We start from the raw sequence: 21,461 nt of genomic DNA, 5'->3' as shown, positions 1-21,461 counted from the left end.
CGAAAGAGCCGCCTGCATGACCGCCTGCGTTACACGCAAGACGGTGGCCAGTGGTTGCGCGAGCGCCTGGCCCCCTGAACCAGCGACACGGTCAGACGGGCAACAAAGGCACCGCCGCCACCACCGCCGTAGCCGCCACCGCCGGAGCGATCGCCACCACCGCCGTAGCCGCCGCCACCGGAACGGCCGCCGCCGTAGCCGCCGCCACCGCCGGAGCGGTCACCGCCACCGCCGTAACCGCCACCACCACCGAAACCACCGGTACGTGGAGGACGTGCCTCCATCGGACGGGCTTCGTTCACAGTGATGCTACGACCACCCAAAGATTGGCCATTCATGCCAGCAATCGCAGCTTGTGCTTCGGCATCGCTGCCCATTTCCACAAAGCCAAAGCCTTTGGAGCGACCAGTGTCGCGTTCCATCATGACTTTTGCGCTGGTGATGGCGCCGAATTCGCCGAAAGCCTGTTGCAGGTCTTCGTCGCGAACGGTGTACGGCAAGTTGCCGACGTAAAGTTTATTGCCCATGGAGGACTCCTCAGAAATACAAAAAACAAAGCGATGGGGTCCCGAAAGCACAACAAACTGATAACTGCCGCCGTAGCGCGCGAAACTGACCGATCACCTGACTTGTGCCGTTTTTTATGACGTACACGCACGCATTATGGGGCATAGAACATAAATGGGGTTTTGTGTGTGTCCCGGCTGCGGTTTTTGAGGCCGCTCAATCACCGCAAAGCACCCACGCGCATCAGCTCTTGGCGAACCAGTCCTTGGTAGCGAGCGTTGTGCTCTGGCGTCACGGAATGGTAGGCCGCCACACCAAACCAAGTGTTGCCATGCCGCACCAACCCTCGCTTGAGATGCCACGCGGCCACATGGGTGGCGACACAGGGGTCCAGCAGTTTTTGCGGGGTGATGCCCCATTGGGACAACTCGGGAAAGTGGATGGAATTGATTTGGGCCATGCCCACGTCGACCGAGCCATTGGCATTGCGTTGCACCACATCGGGCCTCATTGACGATTCCACTTGCAAAATGGCGCGCAATATCTGCGGGTTCAATCCATGCTTCTGTGCGGCAGGCACGATGCAACGCTCGGCAGGTGATGTAAAAGGCCTGGGGCTGTGGCTGGGCTCTTTGGCCCAGGCCATACAAGGTGTCCATGCCGCGAGCAACGCGCATGTCCAAAGCTTTGGCCATTTCTTCAAGACGGGCATTTTTTTCCGAAGTTCAATTGCGCTCGCAAGGTGCGAAAGCCAAGCCCGAAACATGGACCCTGTGTTGAGTATCGGCAAAAGAGGCGATTTCTTGAGCCCTGACGGGCCGCGCGCCTCAAAGCTGCATGACCGTGGTCATGGGCAAATCGTCTGGCGCTTCGTAGTCGGCCACGATCCAGGCGCGGCCGGGTTGTTCGGCCGCTTCGCGCAAAAAGTCCTTGATCGCCCGTATCGAGGCTTGGTCGAGTGAGACAAAAGGCTGGTCCAGCAAGGTCACTGCCGCGCCCGAGGCCAAAGCGGCGATCAGCATGACCTTGCGGCGGCTGCCGGTGGAGAGCATGTACAGGGGTTTTTGGCGGTGCCGTTCCATGTCCAGTGCTTCGGACAGATCGTCCAGCAGTTTGCTGTCCCATCGGGGGTAAAGCGTTTGCAGTTGGGCCCAACAGGCTTGCACGGTGATGGGGTCGTGTTCGGCACCTTTCAGGTCTGCCCAGAACACCCCGCCAGCCGGTGCCTGAACCGTGCCGCTGAGGGGCTGCAAATCACCGGCCAACAGGCGCAGCAGGCTGGTTTTGCCGCAGCTCTCATCGCCGCAGACCCAGTTCAGGCCAGCAGGCCACGAGAAACTCAGGCTTTGAATGACCGGGTGACCTGCCGGTCCTCCACTCAAGTGGTGGGTTTGCAGCAAAAAGGGGGCGAAATTGGCGGGTGATGACGACATGGCTCAATCCTAGCAAGGCTGGGGCTGCCTAGAATGCCATCGTGACCGCAACGCTCTACAAAATTCCCGAATCCGTGCTGGTGGTGATCTACACCCCCAGCGGCCAGGTCTTGCTGATTCGCCGTGCCGATGCGGGCACTTGGCAGTCGGTCACGGGCAGCAAGGATTTCCCTCATGAAGACTGGGCCGACACGGCCACGCGTGAGGTGTTCGAAGAAACCGGCATCGATGCGCGGCACCCTCACTGCCGCTTGCAAGACTGGCAGTTGGAAAACGTGTACGACATTTACCCCGCCTGGCGCTGGCGCTACCACCCCGACGTGAGCCGCAACACCGAGCGCGTGTTCGGGCTGAGCGTGCCCGAACAGACCCCCATCACTTTGAGCCCCGCCGAACACACCGACTGGCAATGGCTGCATTGGCAGGCTGCGGCGGACCATTGTTTTTCGCCGTCCAACGCCGAAGCCATTTTGATGCTGCCGCGTTTTGAAAACCGGATCGGCCTTTGATGCCCCAGCGACACGAACACCCCATCTTGCGTGTGGCCACCTACAACATCCACAAGGGTGTGCAGGGACTTGGACCTGCGCGCCGGCTGGAGATTCACAACTTGGGTCACGCCGTGGAGCAGCTTGATGCCGACATCGTGTGCCTGCAAGAGGTGCGCCGCATGCACCGCCGCGAAGAGCGTTACTTTTCTCACTGGCCCAGCCAGCCGCAAGCCGATTATTTGGCCCCTGAAGGTTACGAGTCGGTGTACCGCACCAACGCCACCACCCGCCACGGCGAGCATGGCAATGCCTTGTTGTCGCGCTGGCCCGTGTTGTCGCACCAGCACCAGGACATATCGGACCACCGTTTTGAGCAGCGGGGCCTGCTGCACACCACCGTTCAGGTGGTCGACCGTGTGGTGCATGTGATCGTGGTGCATCTGGGGCTGGTGCCAGCCAGCCGCGTGCGTCAGGTGGTGCAGTTGCTGGCGTTCATTGACCAGACCATTCCGGCCCATGCGCCGGTTTTGGTGGCGGGCGACTTCAATGATTGGGGCACGGGCCTGGGGCGACGCATGGCCGGGGCAGGCTTTCGCGAATGGCGCGAGCAGCCCACGCCCACCTACCCATCGCGCTTGCCCTTGAACCAGCTCGACCATGTGTATGCGCGGGGGCTGACCCCCGTTCATGCCATGGCCCCGTCGGGTCGCATATGGCAACGCATGTCGGACCATCTGCCTTTGGTTGCCGAGTTCGCTTGGACGGACTGAGCATGCGCCACAGCCCACCCTTGCGCGACGGTCACCAGATCCGTTTGATCGAAGGCGGGCAAGCCTATTTCGAGGCGCTGGTCTCTGCGCTGGAGCAGGCCCGGTCGCAGGTGCACATCGAAACCTATATTTTTGATTTTCATGGCGCTGCAGCCATGGTGGCCGAAGCCCTGGAGCGGGCCGCCTTGCGGGGTTTGCGTGTCTGGGTGGTGGTCGATGGGGTTGGCACCCCCGGCCTGCCGCCCGAGTGGCGTGACCGTTTTGCCCGTGCGGGGGTGGACTGGCGCGTGTACTCTCCTTTGGGCACTTTGGGCCTGTTGATCCCCAGCCGTTGGCGGCGCTTGCACCGCAAGCTGTGCGTGATCGATGGCCATCTGGCCTTTTGCGGCGGCATCAACATCCTGGACGACTGGTACGACCCGCACCACGGCACGTTGGTCCAGCCCCGGCTGGACTTTGCCGTGTGCGCACGAGGTGCTTTGGTGCAGCAAATGCAGGAAACCATGGCGCAGCTGTGGTGGCGCATCCAGGGTGTGCGCCATGTCCGGCAGCAGCAGTTTCCGGAGGCGTTCAGCTCCTTTCGGGCAGCGGGCCTGCATTTGCCCTGGACGCACGAAGACGCACACGCGCTGGACGGCCGTTTGGTGGCCAAGGCGGGGCTGCTGCTGCGTGACAACGTTTTGCACCGCAGCCAGATTGAACGTGCTTATTTGAAAGCGATTGGCGCTGCACGGCACGAAATTGTGATCGCCAATGCTTATTTCTTGCCCGGGCGCCGTTTGCGCAAAGCCCTGATCCACGCGGCGCAGCGGGGTGTGCGGGTGCGTTTGCTGCTGCAGGGGCGCTACGAATACTTCATGCAATACCACGCAGCCCGCCCGGTTTATGGGGTGTTGTTGGCCGCAGGCATCGAGATCCACGAGTACACCGCCAGTTTTTTGCATGCCAAAGTGGCCGTGGTGGACCCGGACAACGACCGGCCCTGGGCCACGGTGGGTTCGTCCAATCTGGACCCTTTGAGCTTGCTGTTGGCGCGGGAGGCCAATGTGGTCGTGGCCGACAAGGCGTTTGCCAAGCAGTTGCACCAGCGTTTGCACCTGGCCATCGAGCAGCAAAGCACCCCGGTGCTGGCCGCCATTTACACCCAGCGGCCCTGGCACCAAAGGCTGCGCGACCGGGTGGCGTTTGGTTTGATGCGATTGGCGCTGTTTTTGAGCGGCAACCGCTACTGAGCGCCAGATCCCCCGGACCGGGCATGGGCGTTCTGTCTCGGTCAAGGTGGGCAGGTCAATCGCTGTTACGATCCTTGCCATGTTAATGAAAGCCCCAGACGCCATGACTGCTTCTGCCGCCACGCCCGAAGACGAAGGCGTACCCGTTTCCGTCAAGATCCGTGAGCGGGTTTTGGCCGCCCGCAAACGCTTCCACGCCAATGACAACATCGCTGAATTCATTGAACCCGGCGAGCTGGAAAAGCTGCTGGACGAAGTCACGACCAAGATGGAAGGCGTGCTCGACTCGCTGGTGATCGACACCGTCAACGACCATAACACGGGCGACACCGCCCGCCGCGTGGCCAAGATGTACCTCAAGGAAGTGTTCAAAGGCCGCTATGTCGAAGGCCCCGAGATCACCGAATTCCCCAACGCCGAACACCTCAATGAGCTGATGATCGTCGGCCCCATCACCGTGCGCAGCGCTTGCAGCCACCACTTTTGCCCGGTGATTGGCAAGATCTGGATCGGCGTGCTGCCCAACGAACACACCAACGTCATTGGCTTGTCCAAATACGCACGCCTGGCCGAATGGATCATGGGCCGTCCCCAGATTCAGGAAGAAGCCGTGGTCCAGCTGGCCGACCTGATCCAGCGCAAAACCCAGCCCGACGGCCTGGCCATCGTCATGGAAGCCAGCCACTACTGCATGGGCTGGCGCGGCGTCAAAGACATGGACAGCAAGATGATCAATTCGGTCATGCGCGGTGCCTTCTTGAAGGACCCGAACCTGCGCCGTGAATTCCTCTCCCTGATTCCTGGAAAGAACTGACCATGTTGGTACGCCTGCTTTACGCCAGCCGCGCTGTGGATACCCGTGCTGAGACCATCGAATCCATATTGGCTCAGTCCCGCCAGTTCAACCCGTCCAGTGGCATCACCGGCATCCTGTGCTACGGCGGTGGCATCTTCTTGCAAGCCATCGAAGGCGGGCGCAATGCCGTGAGTGACCTGTATGGTCACATTCAGAAAGACGTGCGTCACAAAGATGTGGTCTTGCTGCATTACGAAGAGATTTCTGAGCGCCGCTTTGGTGGCTGGACGATGGGCCAGGTCGACGCCTCGCGTGTGAACACCAACATCCTGCTCAAATACTCTGAGCGGGCCGAGCTGGACCCTTACAGCGTCTCGGGCAAAGTTTCACTGGCCCTGCTCGAAGAGTTGATGGCCACCGCCTCCATCATCGGCCGGGCTTAAAACGCCCACTCACCCCCAAGCCCCGCAAGGGGCTTTTTCACGCCCATGCCCCTGAGTGCGCTTGCCCTGGTCATTCTGGCCGGCTTCATCCATGCCAGCTGGAACATCGCCGCCAAAAAGGCCGGTGGCGATGTGCGCTTTGTCGCCTTCACTTCGGTGGTGTTGATGGTGTTCTGGGCCCCCGTGGGTCTGTGGGTGGGCTGGCAGCAGGTGCCCGCCTGGGGCCTGCTGGAGTGGGGCCTGGTGCTGGCCAGTGCCTTGCTGCACATCGCCTATTTCATCGTGTTGCTGCGCGGCTACCGCAAGGCCGACCTCACGGTGGTCTATCCGCTGGCGCGAGGCTCGGGGCCGCTGCTGTCGTCCATGGTGGCCATTGCCTTGCTGGGTGAACAAATTTCGGCGTTGGGCCTGGTGGGCATTCTGGGCGTGGTCGGGGGCGTGTTCCTGATTGCGGGTGGCCCCGAGCTGTGGAAGGCGGCGCACGACCCGAACAAGCAAGCGCGTGTGCGCACCGGCATTTTTTATGGCGGCATCACCGGCCTGTTCATTGCCAGTTACACCGTGGTCGATGGCTATGCCGTCAAGGTGGCGCTGATGTCGCCCATTTTGGTGGACTACTTTGGCAACCTGATGCGTTTGGTTTTTTTGACGCCCACCTTGTTGCGCGACCGCCCAGCGGTGTGGGCGCTGTGGCTGCAGCAGCGGCGTTACGCGCTGGTGGTCGGCATCTTCAGCCCTGTGTCGTATGTGCTGGTGCTGTATGCCTTGCAGGTGGCGCCGCTGTCGCATGTGGCGCCTGCGCGTGAGGTGTCGATGTTGTTCGCGGCCTTGCTGGGCGGGCATCTCCTGGGTGAAAAAGACCGGGGACTGCGCATTGCCGGGGCGGTGCTGATCGCCGCAGGTGTGATGGCCTTGGGATGGTGAGATGAACACAGTGTCCTTGATAGGTTGCGATTTTTCCAGCAGCCCCAGCAGGCGCAAACCCATCGTGCTGGCGCAGGGCCAAGCCCGGCAGGGGAGGGTGCAGCTGCAAGCCCTGCAGACTTTTGAAACGCTGAACGCGTTTGGCCATTGGCTGGCGCAGCCTGCCGACTGGGTGGGTGGTTTTGACTTGCCCTTTGGCTTGCCGCGTGAGCTGGTCGAGACGCTGGGCTGGCCAACCGACTGGGCCGCTTGCATGGACCACTACTGCGCCTTGGAGCGCGCCCAAATTCGCGAGCAGTTTGCCGCGTTCTGCAACGCTCGCCCGGTGGGTGGCAAGTTTGCGCACCGCGCTGCCGACAAGCCTGCCGGTTCCAGTCCGTCCATGAAATGGGTCAACCCGCCCGTGGCCTACATGCTGCACGCGGGTGTGCCTCTGCTGCGTCAGGCGGGCGTGCACCTGCCCGGTTTGCACATGGGCGATGCCCGCCGAGTGGCGCTGGAAGCCTACCCTGGCTTGCTCGCACGCGAGGTGCTGGGCAACGCCAGCTACAAAAGCGACGACAAAGCCAAACAAACCCCCGAGCGGCTGCTGGCCCGGCGCGAACTGCTGGGCGCGCTGGAGCGTGGGCAAACCCGCCTGGGCCTGCGCCTGGTGGCCAGCAACGCGCTGCTGGGCCGCTTGGCCGATGACGCCAGCGGCGATGCTTTGGATGCCACCTTGTGCCTGATGCAAGCGGCCTGGGCGCAGCAGCAGCACGATGCTGGCCATCCGCAATACGGCTTGCCCCCGTGTGACCCGCTCGAAGGTTGGATCGTCACGGCCTGAGCGACACGGCGCTGACGTTCAGCGCTCCGTCTCCAGATCCGGAATCCGGTTGAACGCAATGCGCATCGGCGCGGCGTCCAGCGCATGGTGGGCGCTGGCAAAGTACACCGCATTCTTGCCATAAGTGCGGTTGAGCACGTCCATGGCCGACATCAACCGGGCACGGTCGCGGTGAACTTCGTGGTTTTGTTTCGTTTGCGCAGAAGGCGCCTGTGCGTCTTCGAGCGTGTCAAACAAATCGGGCGTGTGCTGACTCGCCAGTACCAGCCCACACAGTTGCACGCCCACGGCCTGTGGGCGCTGCAGCACGTGCAGGCCGCTGAACCAAAGCTGGTCCAGCGTGTGCAGCAAAAAGCCCGTGTCTTGTGTCTCCCCCACATGGGCATAGCGCTCGCCACCCGACTCGCGTTGCCAGCGGTGGTCGCAGCGTACAAACACCTGCATGGCCGTGGCATAAAAACCCTGCTTGCGCAGCCGCATGGCCGCTTTTTGCGTCAAGCGGTGCAGCACCTCGCGGGCACCTGTGGGGTGGCGCAAGTCGGGCGGCAGCACATGCGAGTGCCCGAGCGACCGGGCCACCGTGGCGCGTGGCCCGTACCACCGCCCGCGCAGCCTGTCGTACATGTCGTCACCCGCCAGCCCGCCCCAGGCCGTGTGCAGCAAATCACGCGGCGCGGCATAGAGCTGCGCCATCGTCTCGATGCCGCAACGCGACAGGCGCTCGCGCATGCGCGGGCCAATGCCTTGCAGGGCCGAGAGCTTGAGGTGAAACAACCGCTCGGGCAACTCATGCAGCTCGATCACCGTCAGACCATCGGGCTTGTGCATGTCAGAGGCCAGCTTGCCCAAAAGCGTGTTGGGCGCAATGCCAATGGAGGTGCGCATGCACTCGCCCACCTCGGCCAGCAGCGCCGCCTTGATCTGCTGGGCCAGCGCCACGGCGCGGTCACGCTCGCGCCAGCGGCCCGTCAGCTCGCACTCCATCTCGTCAATGCTCACCACCTGCCGCACCTGTGCCAGCCGGTCCACCACGGCCACGGCCTGCTGGTGCACCTCCACATACTTGGCGTGATCGGCCAGCACCAACGCAATGCCTGGGCACAGCCGCTTGGCGTCAGACACCCGCGTCCCCGTCTTCACGCCAAAAGCCTTGGCCTCGTAACTGGCTGCAATGCAGCACGACGAATCGGCCATGACCGGCACGACTCCAACGGGCCGTCCACGCAAGGTCGGGTTGAGCTGTTGCTCGACCGAGGCGAAGTAGCTGTTGAAGTCGATGAAGAGGGAGCGGAGCATGGGATTCAATATACTGTAAATAAATACAGTAATTGGCGGTGATTGGCTTAAAAACATGTGTTTTTCAGTTGTGCGCAACGAAAATTTGCGTACCCTGCGACGGGACAAAAATTCTTAGTGAATTTTTGTGTTGTCTTTAGAAGTCATAATTTCGGCTTTTGCGGCTTCGCTTTCTGAAGGAACTGTCTTGCGTTCATTTTTTATCGTCATCGCTATTTCTGCACTTGCAGGTTGTGCTGGTAAGGTTGATTACATCCGCCCAAATACCACTGCTATTCAAGGTCAGAACGTCAAAATCATCGAAAAACCGAGAGATGTAGTTTGGTCGGCTGGTGTTCCTGCGTTGAGTAAGCAATTCTTCGTCATCAATAATTTGGATAAATCGTCGGGCCTTATCAACTTAAGCTATTCCGGTGATCCTGAAAAATACATTGATTGCGGAAGAATCACGTCCTTTGTAAAAAATGCGCAGGGTGAGCGGACATATGATTTTGCTGGTGCAAAGGCACAGCAAAACTACGAAATCATGAACCCGTCAGTGGGGCTGTTTTTTATTGATAGACGAATGAGCCTAGAAGGCCGAGTGAATCTGATTTTTGAAGAGGTAGGGCCCACGACGACCCGAGTTACGGCCAATACACGATATGTTGTATCGCGCACCCAAACAATTCGATCTGCAGCCGGAGGATTCCCACACAACTCTTCAGACTCCATTTCGTTCAATTCAGGTTCGAGTGCCCCATTCCCCTCCAACAGAGAAGGGCAGTACGCCGAATGTGCTGCAAAGGGTGTTCTGGAGCAAGAGGTTCTGGCGGCTGTGCAGTGACGCTATCTAGATTGCGAGAGTGACGCAGTGTCAGACCTTATTGAACTTTCAAAAGTTGTAGCTGCCATGGCAACAATTCTTGCCAGCATCATTGGACTTGTGAAATGGCTTCGGCCGGTGAGAATATCCCCCAGCTGTAACCTCGTTCTTGATGGCACGGGACTAGACGAGATTCGAGCCACTGTTATAAATAAAACTGGAAAACCGATTTACATTACCAGCTGTGTCTCAAGAGGTGCCTACCGGAGGCGGTACACGCTTCTTCGCCTTCTAAATCAGCCTTTCATGTCACCTCGCTTTTACCCAGCTATCCGCTTTGGTGGTCCGACTCATGAATTGTTATCAAACGGCCCTCTAAAGATCGAGCCGCAGCAGCCAGTTGAATTGCGTCATAAGTTGAGTAATCACCCTTTCTCAAAATTTCATACCAACCTGTTTTTAATTGAGGTGGAGCTGTCTAATGGGCGCCGGTTTAGAAGCGGGCGATTGAATGTTCCTGCTAGATGGCGACTTATAGGTATCGGATGACTCAGGTTTTATCTGGCACGCAACTTTCAATGCAGACAGCTGTTCTTATCATCGATGTCCAACAAGGCCTGTGCGAAGGCCCCGATGCCGCGCATGACTGCCCAGGCACGATAGAGCGCATCAACGTGGTCACGCATCGGGCACGCGCTGCGGGCGTGCCGGTGTTCTTCATTCAGCACGAATCGAGCGCTGGCTACCTGGAGCATGGCAGCCCTGAGTGGCAATTGGCGACAGGCTTGCAGGTGCAGGGCGGTGATCGGCGCATTCGCAAGACAACGCCAGATTCTTTCTTGCGCACAGACTTGCATGAGGCTTTGCAAGCCCTGAGCGTCAAGAACTTGGTGGTTTGCGGCATGCATTCCGAGTTTTGCGTGGACACCACCACGCGCAAGGCCTTGGCGCTGGGGTATCCGGTGATACTGGTTTCCGATGCGCACACCCCGGCAGGCAATGCGGCCATCAGCGCGCAGCAGGTCATTGCGCACCACAACGCCACGCTGACCAACATCTCCAGTTTCGGCCCCAGGGTCATGGCGATTGCGCACGACGCGGTTCGCTTTGCAGGCTGACGGAGGCCTAACTCGTTTGACATGCAAGCCTCCATGCACATAGCCCAACTCACCCCAGGCCACGCCATGGCCTACAAGGTTTTGATGCTGCATGCTTATGAGCACGCGGCCGATTCATTCACCTCCACCCCTCAGGCGTTGCCATGTTCTTGACTGTTTGTAAGTGAGTCCGGCGTTTTCAAACTAAAGCTCAGTGCATTGAGGTCATTGAAATAAGGGGCAATATGAAAAAAACTGGGTGGGTCCTGCTTGCTCTTTCTCTTGGGATTTATGGCTGTTCCACATGCCAGCAGCAGCCTGCCATGAAGTCAGAGGCGGCATTGAAAATTGCAAAGCAGAATAATTGTCTTGCTTGTCACGGTGTTGATCGACCGATTGTTGGTCCTGCGTTCAAAGATGTTGCGTTGAGGTATCGGGGGCAAGATGTTCAGCAGCAACTGGTGAGAAAAGTGAAATATGGTGGTTCCACTGTGTGGGGTGTCATTCCACAACCACCCATGATGCAAATTCCTGATGAGGATTTGAAACAGTTGATTCGGTGGATTACAGCGTTGGACTCAGATCAGAATCAGAGCCGACAAGAGCTCAGATAAGTTGAACGGGTAAGTGGTATGGCATTCCAAGGAGATCGAGTATGAATAGACAGCCCCAGTCCAAACCCCAGGCCCTTGTGGCCGACCAAGCTCCGCTGCGTGCCAAACCGTCGAATTACCCACCTGAGGTGGTCGCGATGTTGCAGTCTGTATTGGCCGGACGCGAAAAGCGTCCTTTGGGCGATCTGTTTGGCCTGACTAATTTCGGCGTCAACCTGACCACGCTGGCGCCCGGTGCGGCATCGTCGATCCGGCACGCCCATAGCATGCAAGACGAATTCATTTATATCGTGTCGGGCACGCCGACCTTGGTGACCGATGAAGGGCGCAGCGTGCTGTCGCCAGGCATGTGTGCAGGTTTCAAAGCCGGATCAGGCAATGCCCATCAGTTGGTCAACGAATCACCTGACCCTGTCATGGTATTGGAGGTGGGTGACCGCACCGATGGCGACACGGCAACCTACCCCGAGGCTGATTTGCTGGGGCGTCAGCAAGGCGGACAGTGGTTGTTCTTTCGCAAGAATGGTGAGGCTTTTTGATGTTTGGCAGTTTCTTTCTCTCGCGCCGCTGGGCCTTGTGGGCTTGGGGTGGTTTGTTGGTGTTGGTGGCGTTGGTGTTCATCACGGTGCAGCAGACGGTCAAGCTCAACACCTGGTACGGCCAGTTTTATGACCTGTTGCAAAAGCCCGAGCAAGCAGGCGGGCTGGCCATGTTTTGGGGTTTCATGCAGCAGTTTGCGTGGATCGCGTTCCCCTACATGCTGCTACGCAGTCTGGAAACCTATCTGGCCTCGCACTACGCCTTTCGCTGGCGTCAGGCCATGACCGAGGTGTATTTGCCGCGTTGGCAAAAGACCAGCGAGACGGTCGAAGGTGCTTCGCAGCGCATTCAGGAAGACTGCATGCGCTTTGCCCGCCAGACCGAAAACCTGGGGCTAGGGCTGGTGCGTGCGCTGCTCACACTGGCTTCGTTTATTCCCATTCTGTGGGCGCTGTCCAAAGGCATGGCCATTGCCTGGTTGCAGTTTGAGGGTTCGCTTTTTTGGGTGGCTTTGACCACCGCCTTGGGCGGCACCGTGTTGTCGTGGTTTGTGGGCATCCGTCTGCCTGGGCTGGAATACAACAACCAAAAGACCGAAGCTGCATTGCGCAAGGATTTGGTCTATGCCGAAGACGACCGTAGCCGCATGGATTTGCCCACGGTGCTGAATTTGTTCACAGGGGTTCGGCTGAACAACTTCCGCTTGTTCAACCACTATGCTTATTTCAATCTCTGGAGCAATTTCTACAGCCAGACGATGGTGATCTTTCCTTACCTGCTGATGGGACCTTCGTTGTTCACCGGGCTGATCACTCTGGGGGTGATTCAGCAGGTGAGCAATGCGTTTGGCAAGGTGAACGAGGCGTTTTCTTACCTGATCGAGCGCTGGACTGACATCACCGAGCTGCGCTCGATTCACAAGCGCTTGACCGAATTTGAAAAAGGTTTGGCCTGAACCGGTCCGTGCGCCTCAGATGGCGGCAGCGCCCATGTCTGCTGGCAGCGGGTCCAGTGCGGTGAGCGCTTGCAGGGCTTCGCCATCGGTGCGGTACATCTTGAGGAATGGCCCTTCGTGCAGTTCGCCTGCGCGGTGCAAGGCATGTTCTACCGGGAGCTTGATGCCGCTGATGTGCAGGGTGATGCCTCGGCTGGAGAGCTGGCGGTGCAGCTGCCCAAAGGTTTCCACGCCCGTGGCATCAATGCGGTTGATTGGGTGTGCAAACAGGCAAACATGCTTCGTGTTGGGGTGGCGCGCCAGGTGATCGGCGATGGCGCGCTCAAAGTCGCTTGCGGCAGCAAAGTCCAGTTCGGCGTCCATGCGCAGCGCATAGAGGTGTTGCGCCAGGGGAGGCAGTTTCCACAAATGCCGGTCGCGCAGGCTGCCGTCAGCGTGCAGGCCCACTTCGATGATGCGAGGGTGCAAGCGGGTGTGCAAAAAGTGGCTCAGGCCCACCAACACACCGGTCATCACGCCCCAATAAATGCGCGGTGCGGTGGCCAAGGTGATCGCAAAGGTCACGCCTGCGGTCAGGGTTTCGATGCGGTCAATGCGCCAGAGCTTCAGGAACTGCCGGGGCTGAAACAGGTTGAGCACGGCCACGATGACGGCTGCAGCCATGACCGAGCGCGGCACGAATTGCAAGGCGGGCATGAGGATCAGCAAAGCCAGCAGCACGAACCCGACCGAGGCCACAACAGCCCAGCCAGACCGTGCGCCGGAATACAGCATGAGTGCCGAGCGAGAAAACGAGGTGCTGGTCGGGAAGCTGCCCGAAAACGCAGAGGCCAGCTTGGCCAGCCCTTGGCTGAAAAGCTCGGTGCTGTCGTCCCAGCGTTTGCCGTCGCGCTGGCATTCAATGCGCGCGCTGGATGCGGTTTCCAGAAAGCTCACCAGCGCAATCACCATGGCGGGCACCCACAGTTGGTTGAGCACATCCAGACCCGGCCAGTGAGGCCAGTAAAAACTGGGCAAACCCGAAGGCAGCAGGCCCACGATGGCACCGTGTTCTGCGTAACCAGTGGCGAAGCCTAAGGCCGAGGCGGCACCCATCACCAGCATGATGCCGGGCCAGCGGGGTTTGAATTTGCGCAACACCAACAAGGCGGCCAGACTGGCCAAGCCAAACAGCGCAGGCCAACCGGTCAGCCAGGTGGGCCATGTGGTCACGTCCCAGCTCCAGGCCTTGATGCCCAGCAAGGCGGGCACCTGCGAGGCCATGATCAGCAAGGAGGCCGCTTGGGTGAAGCCCATCATGACGGGTGCACTGACCAAGTTGATGAGCCAACCGTAATGGCCCAGGCCCAAGAGCAACTGGATGGCGCCTGACAGCAGCGACAGCCACACTGCCAGCGCGACCCACTCGGGCGAGCCGGGTTCGGCCATGCCTGTCAACGAGGCACCAATCAGCACACAGGTCAAGGCCGCCGGGCCCACCGACAAGCGGCTGGCGCTGCCAAACAGCACGGCCAAAAGGGCGGGAATCAGGCAGGTGTAAAGCCCGGTTACCAGGGGCATGCCTGCCAGGCCCGCATAGGCCACGGCTTGCGGCACCATGACCAGCGCCACGGTCAGTCCCGCCAACACTTCGGCGCGTGCCAGTGGTCCGGTCAGTCGGGGCCATTGCTTGAAGGTGAGGAATCGTTCTATATAAGCCATGCCCGATCTTAGCTGCCCTTGACTCAGCGCTGCGGCATGTCCTTGACCGAGTAGCCCAGGCTGATGGTGGCGTCTTCGGGGATGGCGGGCACGGTGCTGTCCCAGGCTTCCCATGCGGCGCGCATGCTCTCCAGACGCGCTGGTTCGCGTTTGCCCAGGTTGGCGCGCTCGCGCTCGTCGGCCGGGATGTTGAACAAGTAGTCGTTGCCGTCCACCCGCAGGTATTTGTAGTCGCCCATGCGCAGGGCGCGTTGGCCCCGGTGGTTCATGCGCCAGTACAGGGGCCGCTCGAACTGGTGCCCTGCATCGCGCAGCACGGGGGCCATCGACACACCGTCAAACGGGTGCTCGGCATCGGCCTGTGCACCGGCCAGCTCCACCATCGTGGCCGACCAGTCCATGGTCATGCAGTGCTGGGCCGAGGTGCCGCCGGGCGCGATGACGGCAGGCCAGTGCGCGATCCACGGCACGCGGATGCCGCCTTCGGTCAGGTCCATCTTGCCGCCAACCAGGGGCCAGTTGTCGCTGAAACGCTCGCCGCCGTTGTCGCTGGTGAAGACGATCAGGGTGTTGTCGAGCTGGCCTGTCTTTTTGAGCGCGTCCACCACCCAGCCAATGCCTTCGTCCATGTGGTGGATCATGCGGTGGTAGGTGTGGATGTTGCCGCCGTGCAGGTGGAACAGGTTGTCTTTGACCTCTTGGGCCAGCGCATGGTCTTCGCGGGTTTCCCAGGGCCAGTGCGGTGCGGTGTAGTGCAGGCTCAAAAAGAAGGGGGTGCCTTGTTCAGCACCGGGTGCCATGCGTTCGACGTAATCAACTGCACGCTTAGACAGCATGTCGGTCAGGTAGCCGTCTTCGGGCGTTTCATCTTCCCCGCTGTACAGGTCATGTGCGCCGCTGGAGGCGCAGTGGGTGAAGTAGTCCACCCCGCCCGACATGGGGCCAAAAAATTCTTCGTAGCCCGACTTGAGGGGGCTGAAATGCGGCGGGTAGCCCAAGTGCCATTTGCCGATCAGCGCCGTGCGGTAGCCGCTGGCCTTGAGCAGCGAGGGCAGCGTGGGGTGTTCGGGCGGCAGGCCCAGCACGGCGCTGCCTTTGCTCTTGCTGTTGATGGGCTCGTCGGCACCGCCGCGCAGGCGGTACTGGTAGCGCGCCGTCATGAGCGCAAAGCGTGTGGGCGAGCACACGGGCGAATTGGAATAGCCCTGCGTGAACTTGAGGCCCGCTGCGGCGAGCTGGTCGAGCACGGGCGAGACCTTGCCGAACTTCGCGTTGCGACCGCCGTAGCAGCCGAGGTCTGCAAAACCGAGGTCGTCGGCCACGATGAAGATGATGTTGGGGCGTTGAGTCATGGGGGTTTTTATGCGGAGAATCAATCGACTTTCATGCCGGTGGACTTGACCACGCGTCCGTAACGCAGGGACTGGTCGCTCAGGCGTTTGACTGCATTCGCGCCAATCAAACCTTCGTAAAACAAATCCATGCCCGCCAGCTGGGTCTGTGTGTCGGGACGCTTCAAGGCTTCGGTGAAGGCTTTTTGCAGCATCTGCACCACGGGCTCGGGTGTGGCTGCAGGCACCATGGCGATGTAGAGCACTTCCAGCTCCAAATCTTTCAAACCCACTTCGGCCACGGTGGGAATGTCGGGGGCCGAGCGTGAACGCTGGCGGCTGGTCACGGCCAGGGCGGTGATTTTGCCGGTCTTCACATGGGGCAACATGCCCGGTGTGGCCAGCACGCCCGCATCCACCTCGCCCGCCAGCACGGCCGTCACGGCCGGGGTGTTGCCTTTGTAGGGCACATGCTGGATCTTGATGTTCGAAGCGTCCATGAAGATTTCAGAAGCCAGATGGCCGGGGCTGCCGCTGCCCGCGCTGCTGAAGTTCAGGCCCTTGCCCTTGCCTTGGGCGATCAGGTCTTTGAGTGTTTTGAAGCCGGTGCTGGGGTGCGCCCCCACCAGCAAGCCCGAAGAGACCATGACCATGATGGGCCGCAGGTCTGTGGGCTTGAAGGCCATGTTTTTGTAGATGTAGGGGTTGACCGTGAAGGTGGTGTCGATTCCAAACAGCACGGTGTAACCATCGGCCGGGCTTTTGGCCACAAAGTCTGCGCCGATGTTGCCGCCTGCACCCGGCTTGTTGTCGACCACTACGGGCTGCTTGGTCTGGCTGGTGATGTATTCCCCCACGCTGCGGGCCAGAAAATCGGCGGGACCACCTGCCGGAAAGTTGGAGACGAACTTGATGGGTTTGCTGGGGTAGTTTTGGGCCGATGCGGGCGCGGCCCAGGTGCAAGCAGCCAAACCTAAATACAGTGCGGTACGCCAAATGGGAGTCGAGATGTTCATGGGAGTAGCAGGAAGTGGGTGCCCAGTTGCCAATGGCAACTGGGGCAGGTGGTAAAAAAACAGCAGGCGAATCAGTCCAGTTGCACGCCCGTGGCCTTGATGGGCTTTTCCCAGCGGTTGAGGTCGGCCTTTTGGGCCGCAGCCAGTTCGGCCGAGGTGGAGCCAATCGGCTCGTAACCGAGCTTGAGCATCTTGTCTTTCATGGCCGGGTCGCGTGCGATTTTCATCATGGCTTTTTCAAGTCGGGTGAGTGCATCGCCTTTCAGACCTGCCGGGCCATACATGGCGAACCAAGCGGTGGCTTCCATGTTGATGCCCGATTCCTTGAGGGTGGGCACTTCGGGCACTTGTGGGTCGCGCTGGTTGCCCGTCACGGCGATGATGCGGACTTTGCCGGCCCGGTGCATTTCGGCGGTTTCGGACACCACGTCAAACTTGTAGCCGATGTGGCCGCCCAGCAGGGCGTTGTTGGCCGGTGCACCGCCTTGGAAGGGCACATGGTTGAGGCTGATGCCGGCCGACTGCTCCATCAATACGCCCATGAAGTGCGGCAAGGTGCCAGCGCCGGGCGTGCCATAGCTGGCATTGCCCGGGTCGCTCTTGGCCTTGGCCACCATGTCAGCCACGGTTTTCGCGTTGCTGGCCGGGCCGGACACCACGCCAAACTGGAAGCGGGCGATTTGCGAGACGGGGGTGAAGTCTTTCACCGCGTCGTAGTCGAGCTTTTTATAGACGTGGGGAAACAGCACCATGGGGCCGCTGGGCAGCACGATCACGGTCTGGCCATCGGGCTTGGCAGCCTTGACCGCATTCAGGGCAATGCGGCCACCTGCGCCGGGCTTGTTGTCCACCACGATGGTGCCAAAGTCCTCGCGCAGGGCGTCGGCCACCATGCGGGCCAGGATGTCGGCAGACCCGCCAGGCGGAAAGCCCACCACGATCTTGAGCGGTAGTTTGTCTTGTGCGTGCAGGTTGGGCGAGAACGCTGCCAGAGAAAGCGCCAGCAGGCCCAGAGTGCGGCGGGTGAAGATGTGAATGGCATTCATGAAAGTCTCCGGTGTTACGGGATTTGGTGGTCCCTTGTTGAAAGCGCAAGTCCAGTCAGAATGTAGCGCCTTGACGGACAATTGATCTAATCAACCATCCCCCTGGAAAACCCTGATGCCTTTGTCTCCATCCCAACGTCTGGCTTCGATTGAAGACCTGCTTTTGTACAGGCTGGGCCGTTTGTCAAGCGTGGCGGGGGCCATGGTGGTGCGCTTGTGTGAGGGCGGCTATGGCATCACCCGGCGCGAGTGGGGTGTGGTGGCCCAACTTTATGAAAACGGCAGCTTGCCGCCATCGGCCCTGGCCGAGCGCATGCACCGTGACCGTGCCCGCACTTCGCGGACCTTGACGGCCTTGGGCCACAAGCAGCTGGTGCTGCGCACCATCCCCGCCAATGATCGGCGCAGCGCATTGGTGAGCCTAACGCCAGCAGGGCGGCAGCTTTATGACGTGTTGATGCCCCAAATCCAGGCCATCAACAGCCAAATTTTGAAGGCTTTGCAGCCCGACGAAGCCGCCCGCTTTGACGAAGCGTTGGAGCGCTTGCAAGCCCGTGCCGAAACCTTGGTGACCGAACTGAGCCCAGACTTGCCCAAGGCCAACCGCCGCCAGGGTCAGCGCGGCAAGGAGTCGGTATGACGGTTTGGCGCGCGTGGTGTTGTGCGCTGGTCTTGGTGCTGCCTTGCGTGGTTCAGGCTTCAGAGGTCTGGACGGGGTGGGTGAGCTGGGTCATGGACGGCGACACGGTGCTCTTGGTGCGCGAAGGCCAGCATGAGCCCGTCAAATTGCGCATCGACGGCATTGACGCCCCCGAGACCTGCCAGCCCGGCGGACCTGAAGCGCGCGACGCGATGATTCGGCTGGCGCTGCGCAAGTCGGTGCAGGTGGTGGATCACGGCCAGGATGTCTATGGCCGACAGATTGGGCGTTTATCGGCAGATGGCGTGGACTTGGGGGCCGAGATGGTGCGCTCGGGCATGGCCTGGGCCTACAGGTTTCGCACCGGCAAAGGCCCCTACGCGGGCTTGCAGCGCCAGGCTCAGAAACAAAAAATCGGTGTGTTTGCGGCACCGGAGACCGCCATGTCGCCGCCCGTGTTCAGGAAATTCCACGGCACTTGCCATGGCGCTTGACGATCGGCAGGTATTCGCGAGCAAGGGCAAGCGCCCACGAGAGACTTGGGCTGTGAGTCAAGCCCTTGGCTGCCATCCCTGTAGGAGGCCGCCCCTGCGGCCGAAGGGTCGTGCGCGATAAGCCGAAATTCTCGAACATGAGATTTTCTTATGGCAAATCGAAACCGGATAACTGTTCGTGGTGTTCTGCGCCATCTTTAAAACGCTTAAACGCCCTCATTCATGGGGGTGTTCAAGACCAGGATAGCCCCATAGAGTTAAGCATTTTTGATCTTGACGCTCTATGGTTCCTTTTGAACTCACACTGATTGAAGCTGTCACAGCTCTTCGCAACCGGCAACTTGGGCACCAAGAATACGTTCAAGCATTGCTGCAGCAAATCGACCGACTGGACCATCTGAACGCCTGGATCAGTCGCGATCCTGAGCGATTGATCCAGCAAGCCATAGCCCTCGATCAGGCCTCGACAGAGCAGCCAGACAATCGCCTTTTGGCGGGTATACCCTTGGCTCTTAAGGACAACATCGACACCTCTGATCTGCCCACCAGCGGTGGCACGCGGGCATTGCTGGGTTCTAGGCCACGGCGAAATGCCACTGTGGTCGAACAATTGCTTCAGTCGGGTGGCTTGATCGCGGGTAAAACTAATCTTCACGAACTGGCTTTGGGCGGTACCAACCACAATGCGGTCACGGGTGCTTGTCGCAATCCTTGGAACCCCTTGCGCATTCCTGGAGGCAGCAGTGGCGGATCGGCCGTGGCCGTGGCCTCGCGCATGGTGCCCGCCGCTCTGGGCACAGACACCGGTGCTTCGGTGCGCCTGCCAGCGGCCTTGTGTGGCATCGTCGGGTTCAGGCCCAGCACGGGCCGTTACGCATCGCAAGGCATCCTCCACCTGTCACCCACCAAAGACACCGTGGGGCCGATGGCGCGTAGCGTTGCAGACGTGGTCTGGCTCGATGGCGTGCTGGCACAAGACCTACCAGACGTGCCTTGTGTGTCGCTCAAAGGTCTGCGTCTGGGTATTCCGCGAGGTGACTTTTTTCAAGGTGCCGACCCGCAAGTTCTGGCTGTCATTGAGCAAGTGCTAGAAACGCTGGCCTCTGAGGGCGTTGAATGCGTAGAGCTGGATGTGCCCGATCTGACACAGCACAACGACGCCACGGGCTCAAGCTTGGTGATGTTCGAAATGATGCAAAGCCTGCCCGCTTATGTCGGTGCGCAAGGGCTCTCCATGGATGCCCTGTTGGCAGGTGTTGGCAGCCCGGACGTGGGCCAGCTCTTGTCTCGCCAACTCGGCCATGACCGCGTCACGGCCACCGTCTATGCTGCGGCACAGGTCAGGCGGCAAAAACTGCAGATCGCTTACGCCCGGCACTTTGCCGACCACCGCCTGGATGCCCTGGCGTTTCCCACTTGCCTCATGACGGCTCCGCCCGTGGGGCATGACGACATGGTGGATTTACATGGGCAACAAGTGCCTGCGTTCAAAACCTTGATCCGCAACACCGATCCCGGCAGCAATGCGGGACTGCCCGGCATCAGCCTCCCGGCCGGTTTGACGGCCGAAGGCTTGCCCGTGGGGCTGGAGCTGGACGGCCCCTTGGGCTCGGATCGCCACCTTTTGAGTGTGGCTGCAGCCATTGAACGCGCTTTGCCACGCCTTCCACGCCCACCCATGGTTTATGCCTGATGCAAAAGTTGCCCGATGTGGGCGGTCAGTTTGTTGCGCCCCTGAACGCCAAGCTTTTCAAACGCGTTGCCCAGGTGATAACGCACGGTGGTAAAGCCAATGTGGAGTTGGCGTGCAATGTCCTTGTCTGAGCACCCGTTCAGGCAAAGCAGCACCACATCGGCCTCGCGCTGGCTGAGCAGACAAGGCCCGCTCAACAACCGGCGCAGCTCGGTTTCGTCATGCCCCAGCCATGCGGTCTTGGTGGACTCCACGGTTTCAAGTCGACTCAGTGCGGCCGTGAACACCGGCGCAATGATGTTCAGGCAGGCCATGTCTTGTTGACTGAAGTCTTCTCGTCCCCTCGCTCGGTAAATGACCAGATCACCCAAGCAAGCATCACCACGGTAGGCATACAGGTTCACGCCCCAGTGAATGCCGTCCTGACGCAGGTGATCGTTGTAAAACTCGGAGCCCTCCAGCTCTTGCGCGGAACACACATCGCTGACCCGCGCGGGTGTGCGCATGGCCCGCAACCGCGGCGTAATGGGGTCACAAAACTGGAAGTGCTCTTCATACGCCCGAATTCTGGAAGGCTTAACGTTGTATGACGCGCAGATGGCGTAACGATGGGTGGTGGCATTCCATTGGCGTGACACCAGATGATCGGCGCGCATGAACTGTGCCAAGGGTTGCGCCAGGGTCTGGAGCAGTTGCGCTTTCGAGACATCCGAGGCCATCACCGCGCACAGCTCTGCCAGCATTTTGGATTGTTGTGTATTCAGGTACATGGTCTATGTCAGGCTTCTCAGGAGTTCCCAAAGCTAACAAA

24 protein-coding genes and 1 pseudogene are annotated in these 21,461 nt (G+C 60.1%); 16 read left to right on the top strand and 9 right to left on the bottom strand.

Translation table 11 applies throughout. The features are described from left to right. Positions 1–78 (top strand): pyridoxine 5'-phosphate oxidase C-terminal domain-containing protein (locus B9Z33_RS06205; protein ID WP_304598391.1); only part of this gene is annotated, 78 nt, incomplete at its 5' end. A 35-nt stretch (positions 79–113) separates the two neighbouring features. On the opposite strand, the pseudogene B9Z33_RS15815 reads toward B9Z33_RS06205, so the two are convergent. The 3 genes and pseudogenes from B9Z33_RS15815 to B9Z33_RS06190 form a co-directional block, all read right to left on the bottom strand. Next, positions 114–527: pseudogene (locus B9Z33_RS15815) on the bottom strand (RNA recognition motif domain-containing protein); the annotation flags it as partial. 200 nt (positions 528–727) lie between these two features. Next, complete coding sequence (locus B9Z33_RS06195) at positions 728–1,153, bottom strand: lytic transglycosylase domain-containing protein (protein ID WP_158270183.1); 426 nt, start codon at positions 1,151–1,153, stop codon at positions 728–730. Between the two features lie 181 nt (positions 1,154–1,334). After that, positions 1,335–1,940 (bottom strand): ATP-binding cassette domain-containing protein, encoded by a 606-nt coding sequence (locus B9Z33_RS06190; protein ID WP_108286032.1) that lies wholly within the window; start codon positions 1,938–1,940, stop codon positions 1,335–1,337. Positions 1,941–1,981: 41 nt separating this feature from the next. Between B9Z33_RS06190 and nudB the strand changes: the two genes are divergently transcribed. From nudB to B9Z33_RS06155, 7 genes are all read left to right on the top strand, one after another. After that, positions 1,982–2,449 (top strand): dihydroneopterin triphosphate diphosphatase, encoded by a 468-nt coding sequence (gene nudB, locus B9Z33_RS06185; protein WP_108286031.1) that lies wholly within the window; start codon positions 1,982–1,984, stop codon positions 2,447–2,449. Then, the gene (locus tag B9Z33_RS06180; protein ID WP_108286030.1) at positions 2,449–3,201 is read left to right on the top strand and encodes an endonuclease/exonuclease/phosphatase family protein; all 753 of its coding nucleotides are present in this window, start codon (positions 2,449–2,451) and stop codon (positions 3,199–3,201) included. The genes nudB and B9Z33_RS06180 overlap by 1 nt, the downstream gene beginning before the upstream one ends. 2 nt (positions 3,202–3,203) lie before the next feature. Next, positions 3,204–4,433, top strand: a complete 1,230-nt coding sequence (clsB, locus tag B9Z33_RS06175) for a cardiolipin synthase ClsB (RefSeq protein ID WP_108286029.1) — start codon at positions 3,204–3,206, stop codon at positions 4,431–4,433. Between the two features lie 85 nt (positions 4,434–4,518). Then, positions 4,519–5,247 (top strand): GTP cyclohydrolase I, encoded by a 729-nt coding sequence (gene folE / locus B9Z33_RS06170; protein ID WP_108286028.1) that lies wholly within the window; start codon positions 4,519–4,521, stop codon positions 5,245–5,247. Positions 5,248–5,249: 2 nt separating this feature from the next. Next, positions 5,250–5,672: a BLUF domain-containing protein gene (locus B9Z33_RS06165; RefSeq protein ID WP_108286027.1), complete on the top strand. Its 423-nt coding sequence runs from the start codon at positions 5,250–5,252 to the stop codon at positions 5,670–5,672. Between the two features lie 45 nt (positions 5,673–5,717). Continuing rightward, positions 5,718–6,596 (top strand): EamA family transporter, encoded by an 879-nt coding sequence (locus B9Z33_RS06160; protein WP_108286026.1) that lies wholly within the window; start codon positions 5,718–5,720, stop codon positions 6,594–6,596. Position 6,597: 1 nt separating this feature from the next. Continuing rightward, positions 6,598–7,422, top strand: a complete 825-nt coding sequence (locus tag B9Z33_RS06155; protein WP_199220286.1) for a DUF429 domain-containing protein — start codon at positions 6,598–6,600, stop codon at positions 7,420–7,422. 18 nt (positions 7,423–7,440) lie between these two features. Here B9Z33_RS06155 and B9Z33_RS06150 read toward each other — a convergent pair whose 3' ends face one another. Further along, on the bottom strand, positions 7,441–8,718 hold the full coding sequence (locus B9Z33_RS06150) for a DUF4113 domain-containing protein (protein ID WP_108286025.1): 1,278 nt from the start codon (positions 8,716–8,718) through the stop codon (positions 7,441–7,443). A 187-nt stretch (positions 8,719–8,905) separates the two neighbouring features. Between B9Z33_RS06150 and B9Z33_RS15410 the strand changes: the two genes are divergently transcribed. The 5 genes from B9Z33_RS15410 (at position 8,906) to B9Z33_RS06130 (ending at position 12,729) form a co-directional block, all read left to right on the top strand. Continuing rightward, the gene (locus B9Z33_RS15410) at positions 8,906–9,544 is read left to right on the top strand and encodes a hypothetical protein (RefSeq protein WP_146183830.1); all 639 of its coding nucleotides are present in this window, start codon (positions 8,906–8,908) and stop codon (positions 9,542–9,544) included. A 557-nt stretch (positions 9,545–10,101) separates the two neighbouring features. After that, positions 10,102–10,641, top strand: a complete 540-nt coding sequence (locus B9Z33_RS06145; RefSeq protein ID WP_108286024.1) for a cysteine hydrolase family protein — start codon at positions 10,102–10,104, stop codon at positions 10,639–10,641. A 224-nt stretch (positions 10,642–10,865) separates the two neighbouring features. Then, positions 10,866–11,234 (top strand): c-type cytochrome, encoded by a 369-nt coding sequence (locus tag B9Z33_RS06140; RefSeq protein ID WP_108286023.1) that lies wholly within the window; start codon positions 10,866–10,868, stop codon positions 11,232–11,234. 41 nt (positions 11,235–11,275) lie between these two features. Continuing rightward, the gene (locus B9Z33_RS06135; RefSeq protein WP_108286022.1) at positions 11,276–11,773 is read left to right on the top strand and encodes a cupin domain-containing protein; all 498 of its coding nucleotides are present in this window, start codon (positions 11,276–11,278) and stop codon (positions 11,771–11,773) included. Further along, a complete protein-coding gene (locus B9Z33_RS06130) occupies positions 11,773–12,729 on the top strand; it encodes a putative transporter (protein WP_108286021.1) in 957 nt (318 codons plus the stop codon). The genes B9Z33_RS06135 and B9Z33_RS06130 overlap by 1 nt, the downstream gene beginning before the upstream one ends. Positions 12,730–12,744: 15 nt before the next feature. Here B9Z33_RS06130 and B9Z33_RS06125 read toward each other — a convergent pair whose 3' ends face one another. From B9Z33_RS06125 to B9Z33_RS06110, 4 genes are all read right to left on the bottom strand, one after another. Continuing rightward, positions 12,745–14,430 carry a SulP family inorganic anion transporter gene (locus B9Z33_RS06125; RefSeq protein WP_108286020.1) on the bottom strand — a complete coding sequence of 562 codons (1,686 nt, stop codon included), beginning with the start codon at positions 14,428–14,430 and terminating at the stop codon, positions 12,745–12,747. A gap of 23 nt (positions 14,431–14,453) precedes the next feature. Beyond that, positions 14,454–15,782: a sulfatase gene (locus B9Z33_RS06120; RefSeq protein ID WP_108286019.1), complete on the bottom strand. Its 1,329-nt coding sequence runs from the start codon at positions 15,780–15,782 to the stop codon at positions 14,454–14,456. 20 nt (positions 15,783–15,802) lie between these two features. Next, positions 15,803–16,777, bottom strand: coding sequence for a tripartite tricarboxylate transporter substrate binding protein (locus B9Z33_RS06115; protein ID WP_108286018.1), 975 nt, complete (start codon positions 16,775–16,777; stop codon positions 15,803–15,805). A 71-nt stretch (positions 16,778–16,848) separates the two neighbouring features. Then, positions 16,849–17,823, bottom strand: a complete 975-nt coding sequence (locus tag B9Z33_RS06110) for a Bug family tripartite tricarboxylate transporter substrate binding protein (protein WP_108286017.1) — start codon at positions 17,821–17,823, stop codon at positions 16,849–16,851. Between the two features lie 115 nt (positions 17,824–17,938). Between B9Z33_RS06110 and B9Z33_RS06105 the strand changes: the two genes are divergently transcribed. The 3 genes from B9Z33_RS06105 (at position 17,939) to iaaH (ending at position 20,650) form a co-directional block, all read left to right on the top strand. Beyond that, the gene (locus tag B9Z33_RS06105) at positions 17,939–18,463 is read left to right on the top strand and encodes a MarR family winged helix-turn-helix transcriptional regulator (protein WP_108286016.1); all 525 of its coding nucleotides are present in this window, start codon (positions 17,939–17,941) and stop codon (positions 18,461–18,463) included. Further along, positions 18,460–18,957, top strand: coding sequence for a thermonuclease family protein (locus tag B9Z33_RS06100; RefSeq protein ID WP_233252741.1), 498 nt, complete (start codon positions 18,460–18,462; stop codon positions 18,955–18,957). The genes B9Z33_RS06105 and B9Z33_RS06100 overlap by 4 nt, the downstream gene beginning before the upstream one ends. Before the next feature lie 283 nt (positions 18,958–19,240). Beyond that, a complete protein-coding gene (gene iaaH / locus B9Z33_RS06095; protein ID WP_108286014.1) occupies positions 19,241–20,650 on the top strand; it encodes an indoleacetamide hydrolase in 1,410 nt (469 codons plus the stop codon). Here iaaH and B9Z33_RS06090 read toward each other — a convergent pair. Next, entirely contained in the window at positions 20,641–21,420 is a 780-nt protein-coding gene (locus tag B9Z33_RS06090; RefSeq protein WP_108286013.1) for a LuxR C-terminal-related transcriptional regulator, read from the bottom strand. The two genes, iaaH and B9Z33_RS06090, sit on opposite strands and share 10 nt — an antisense overlap. Between the last annotated feature and the right edge of the window lie 41 nt (positions 21,421–21,461).

Origin of the sequence: Limnohabitans sp. T6-20 (assembly GCF_003063505.1) — a bacterium.
Taxonomy (GTDB): Bacteria; Pseudomonadota; Gammaproteobacteria; order Burkholderiales; family Burkholderiaceae_C; genus Limnohabitans_A.
The sequence above is the reverse complement of the archived record's forward strand: the minus strand, read 5'-3'. Positions and strand labels throughout refer to the sequence as shown.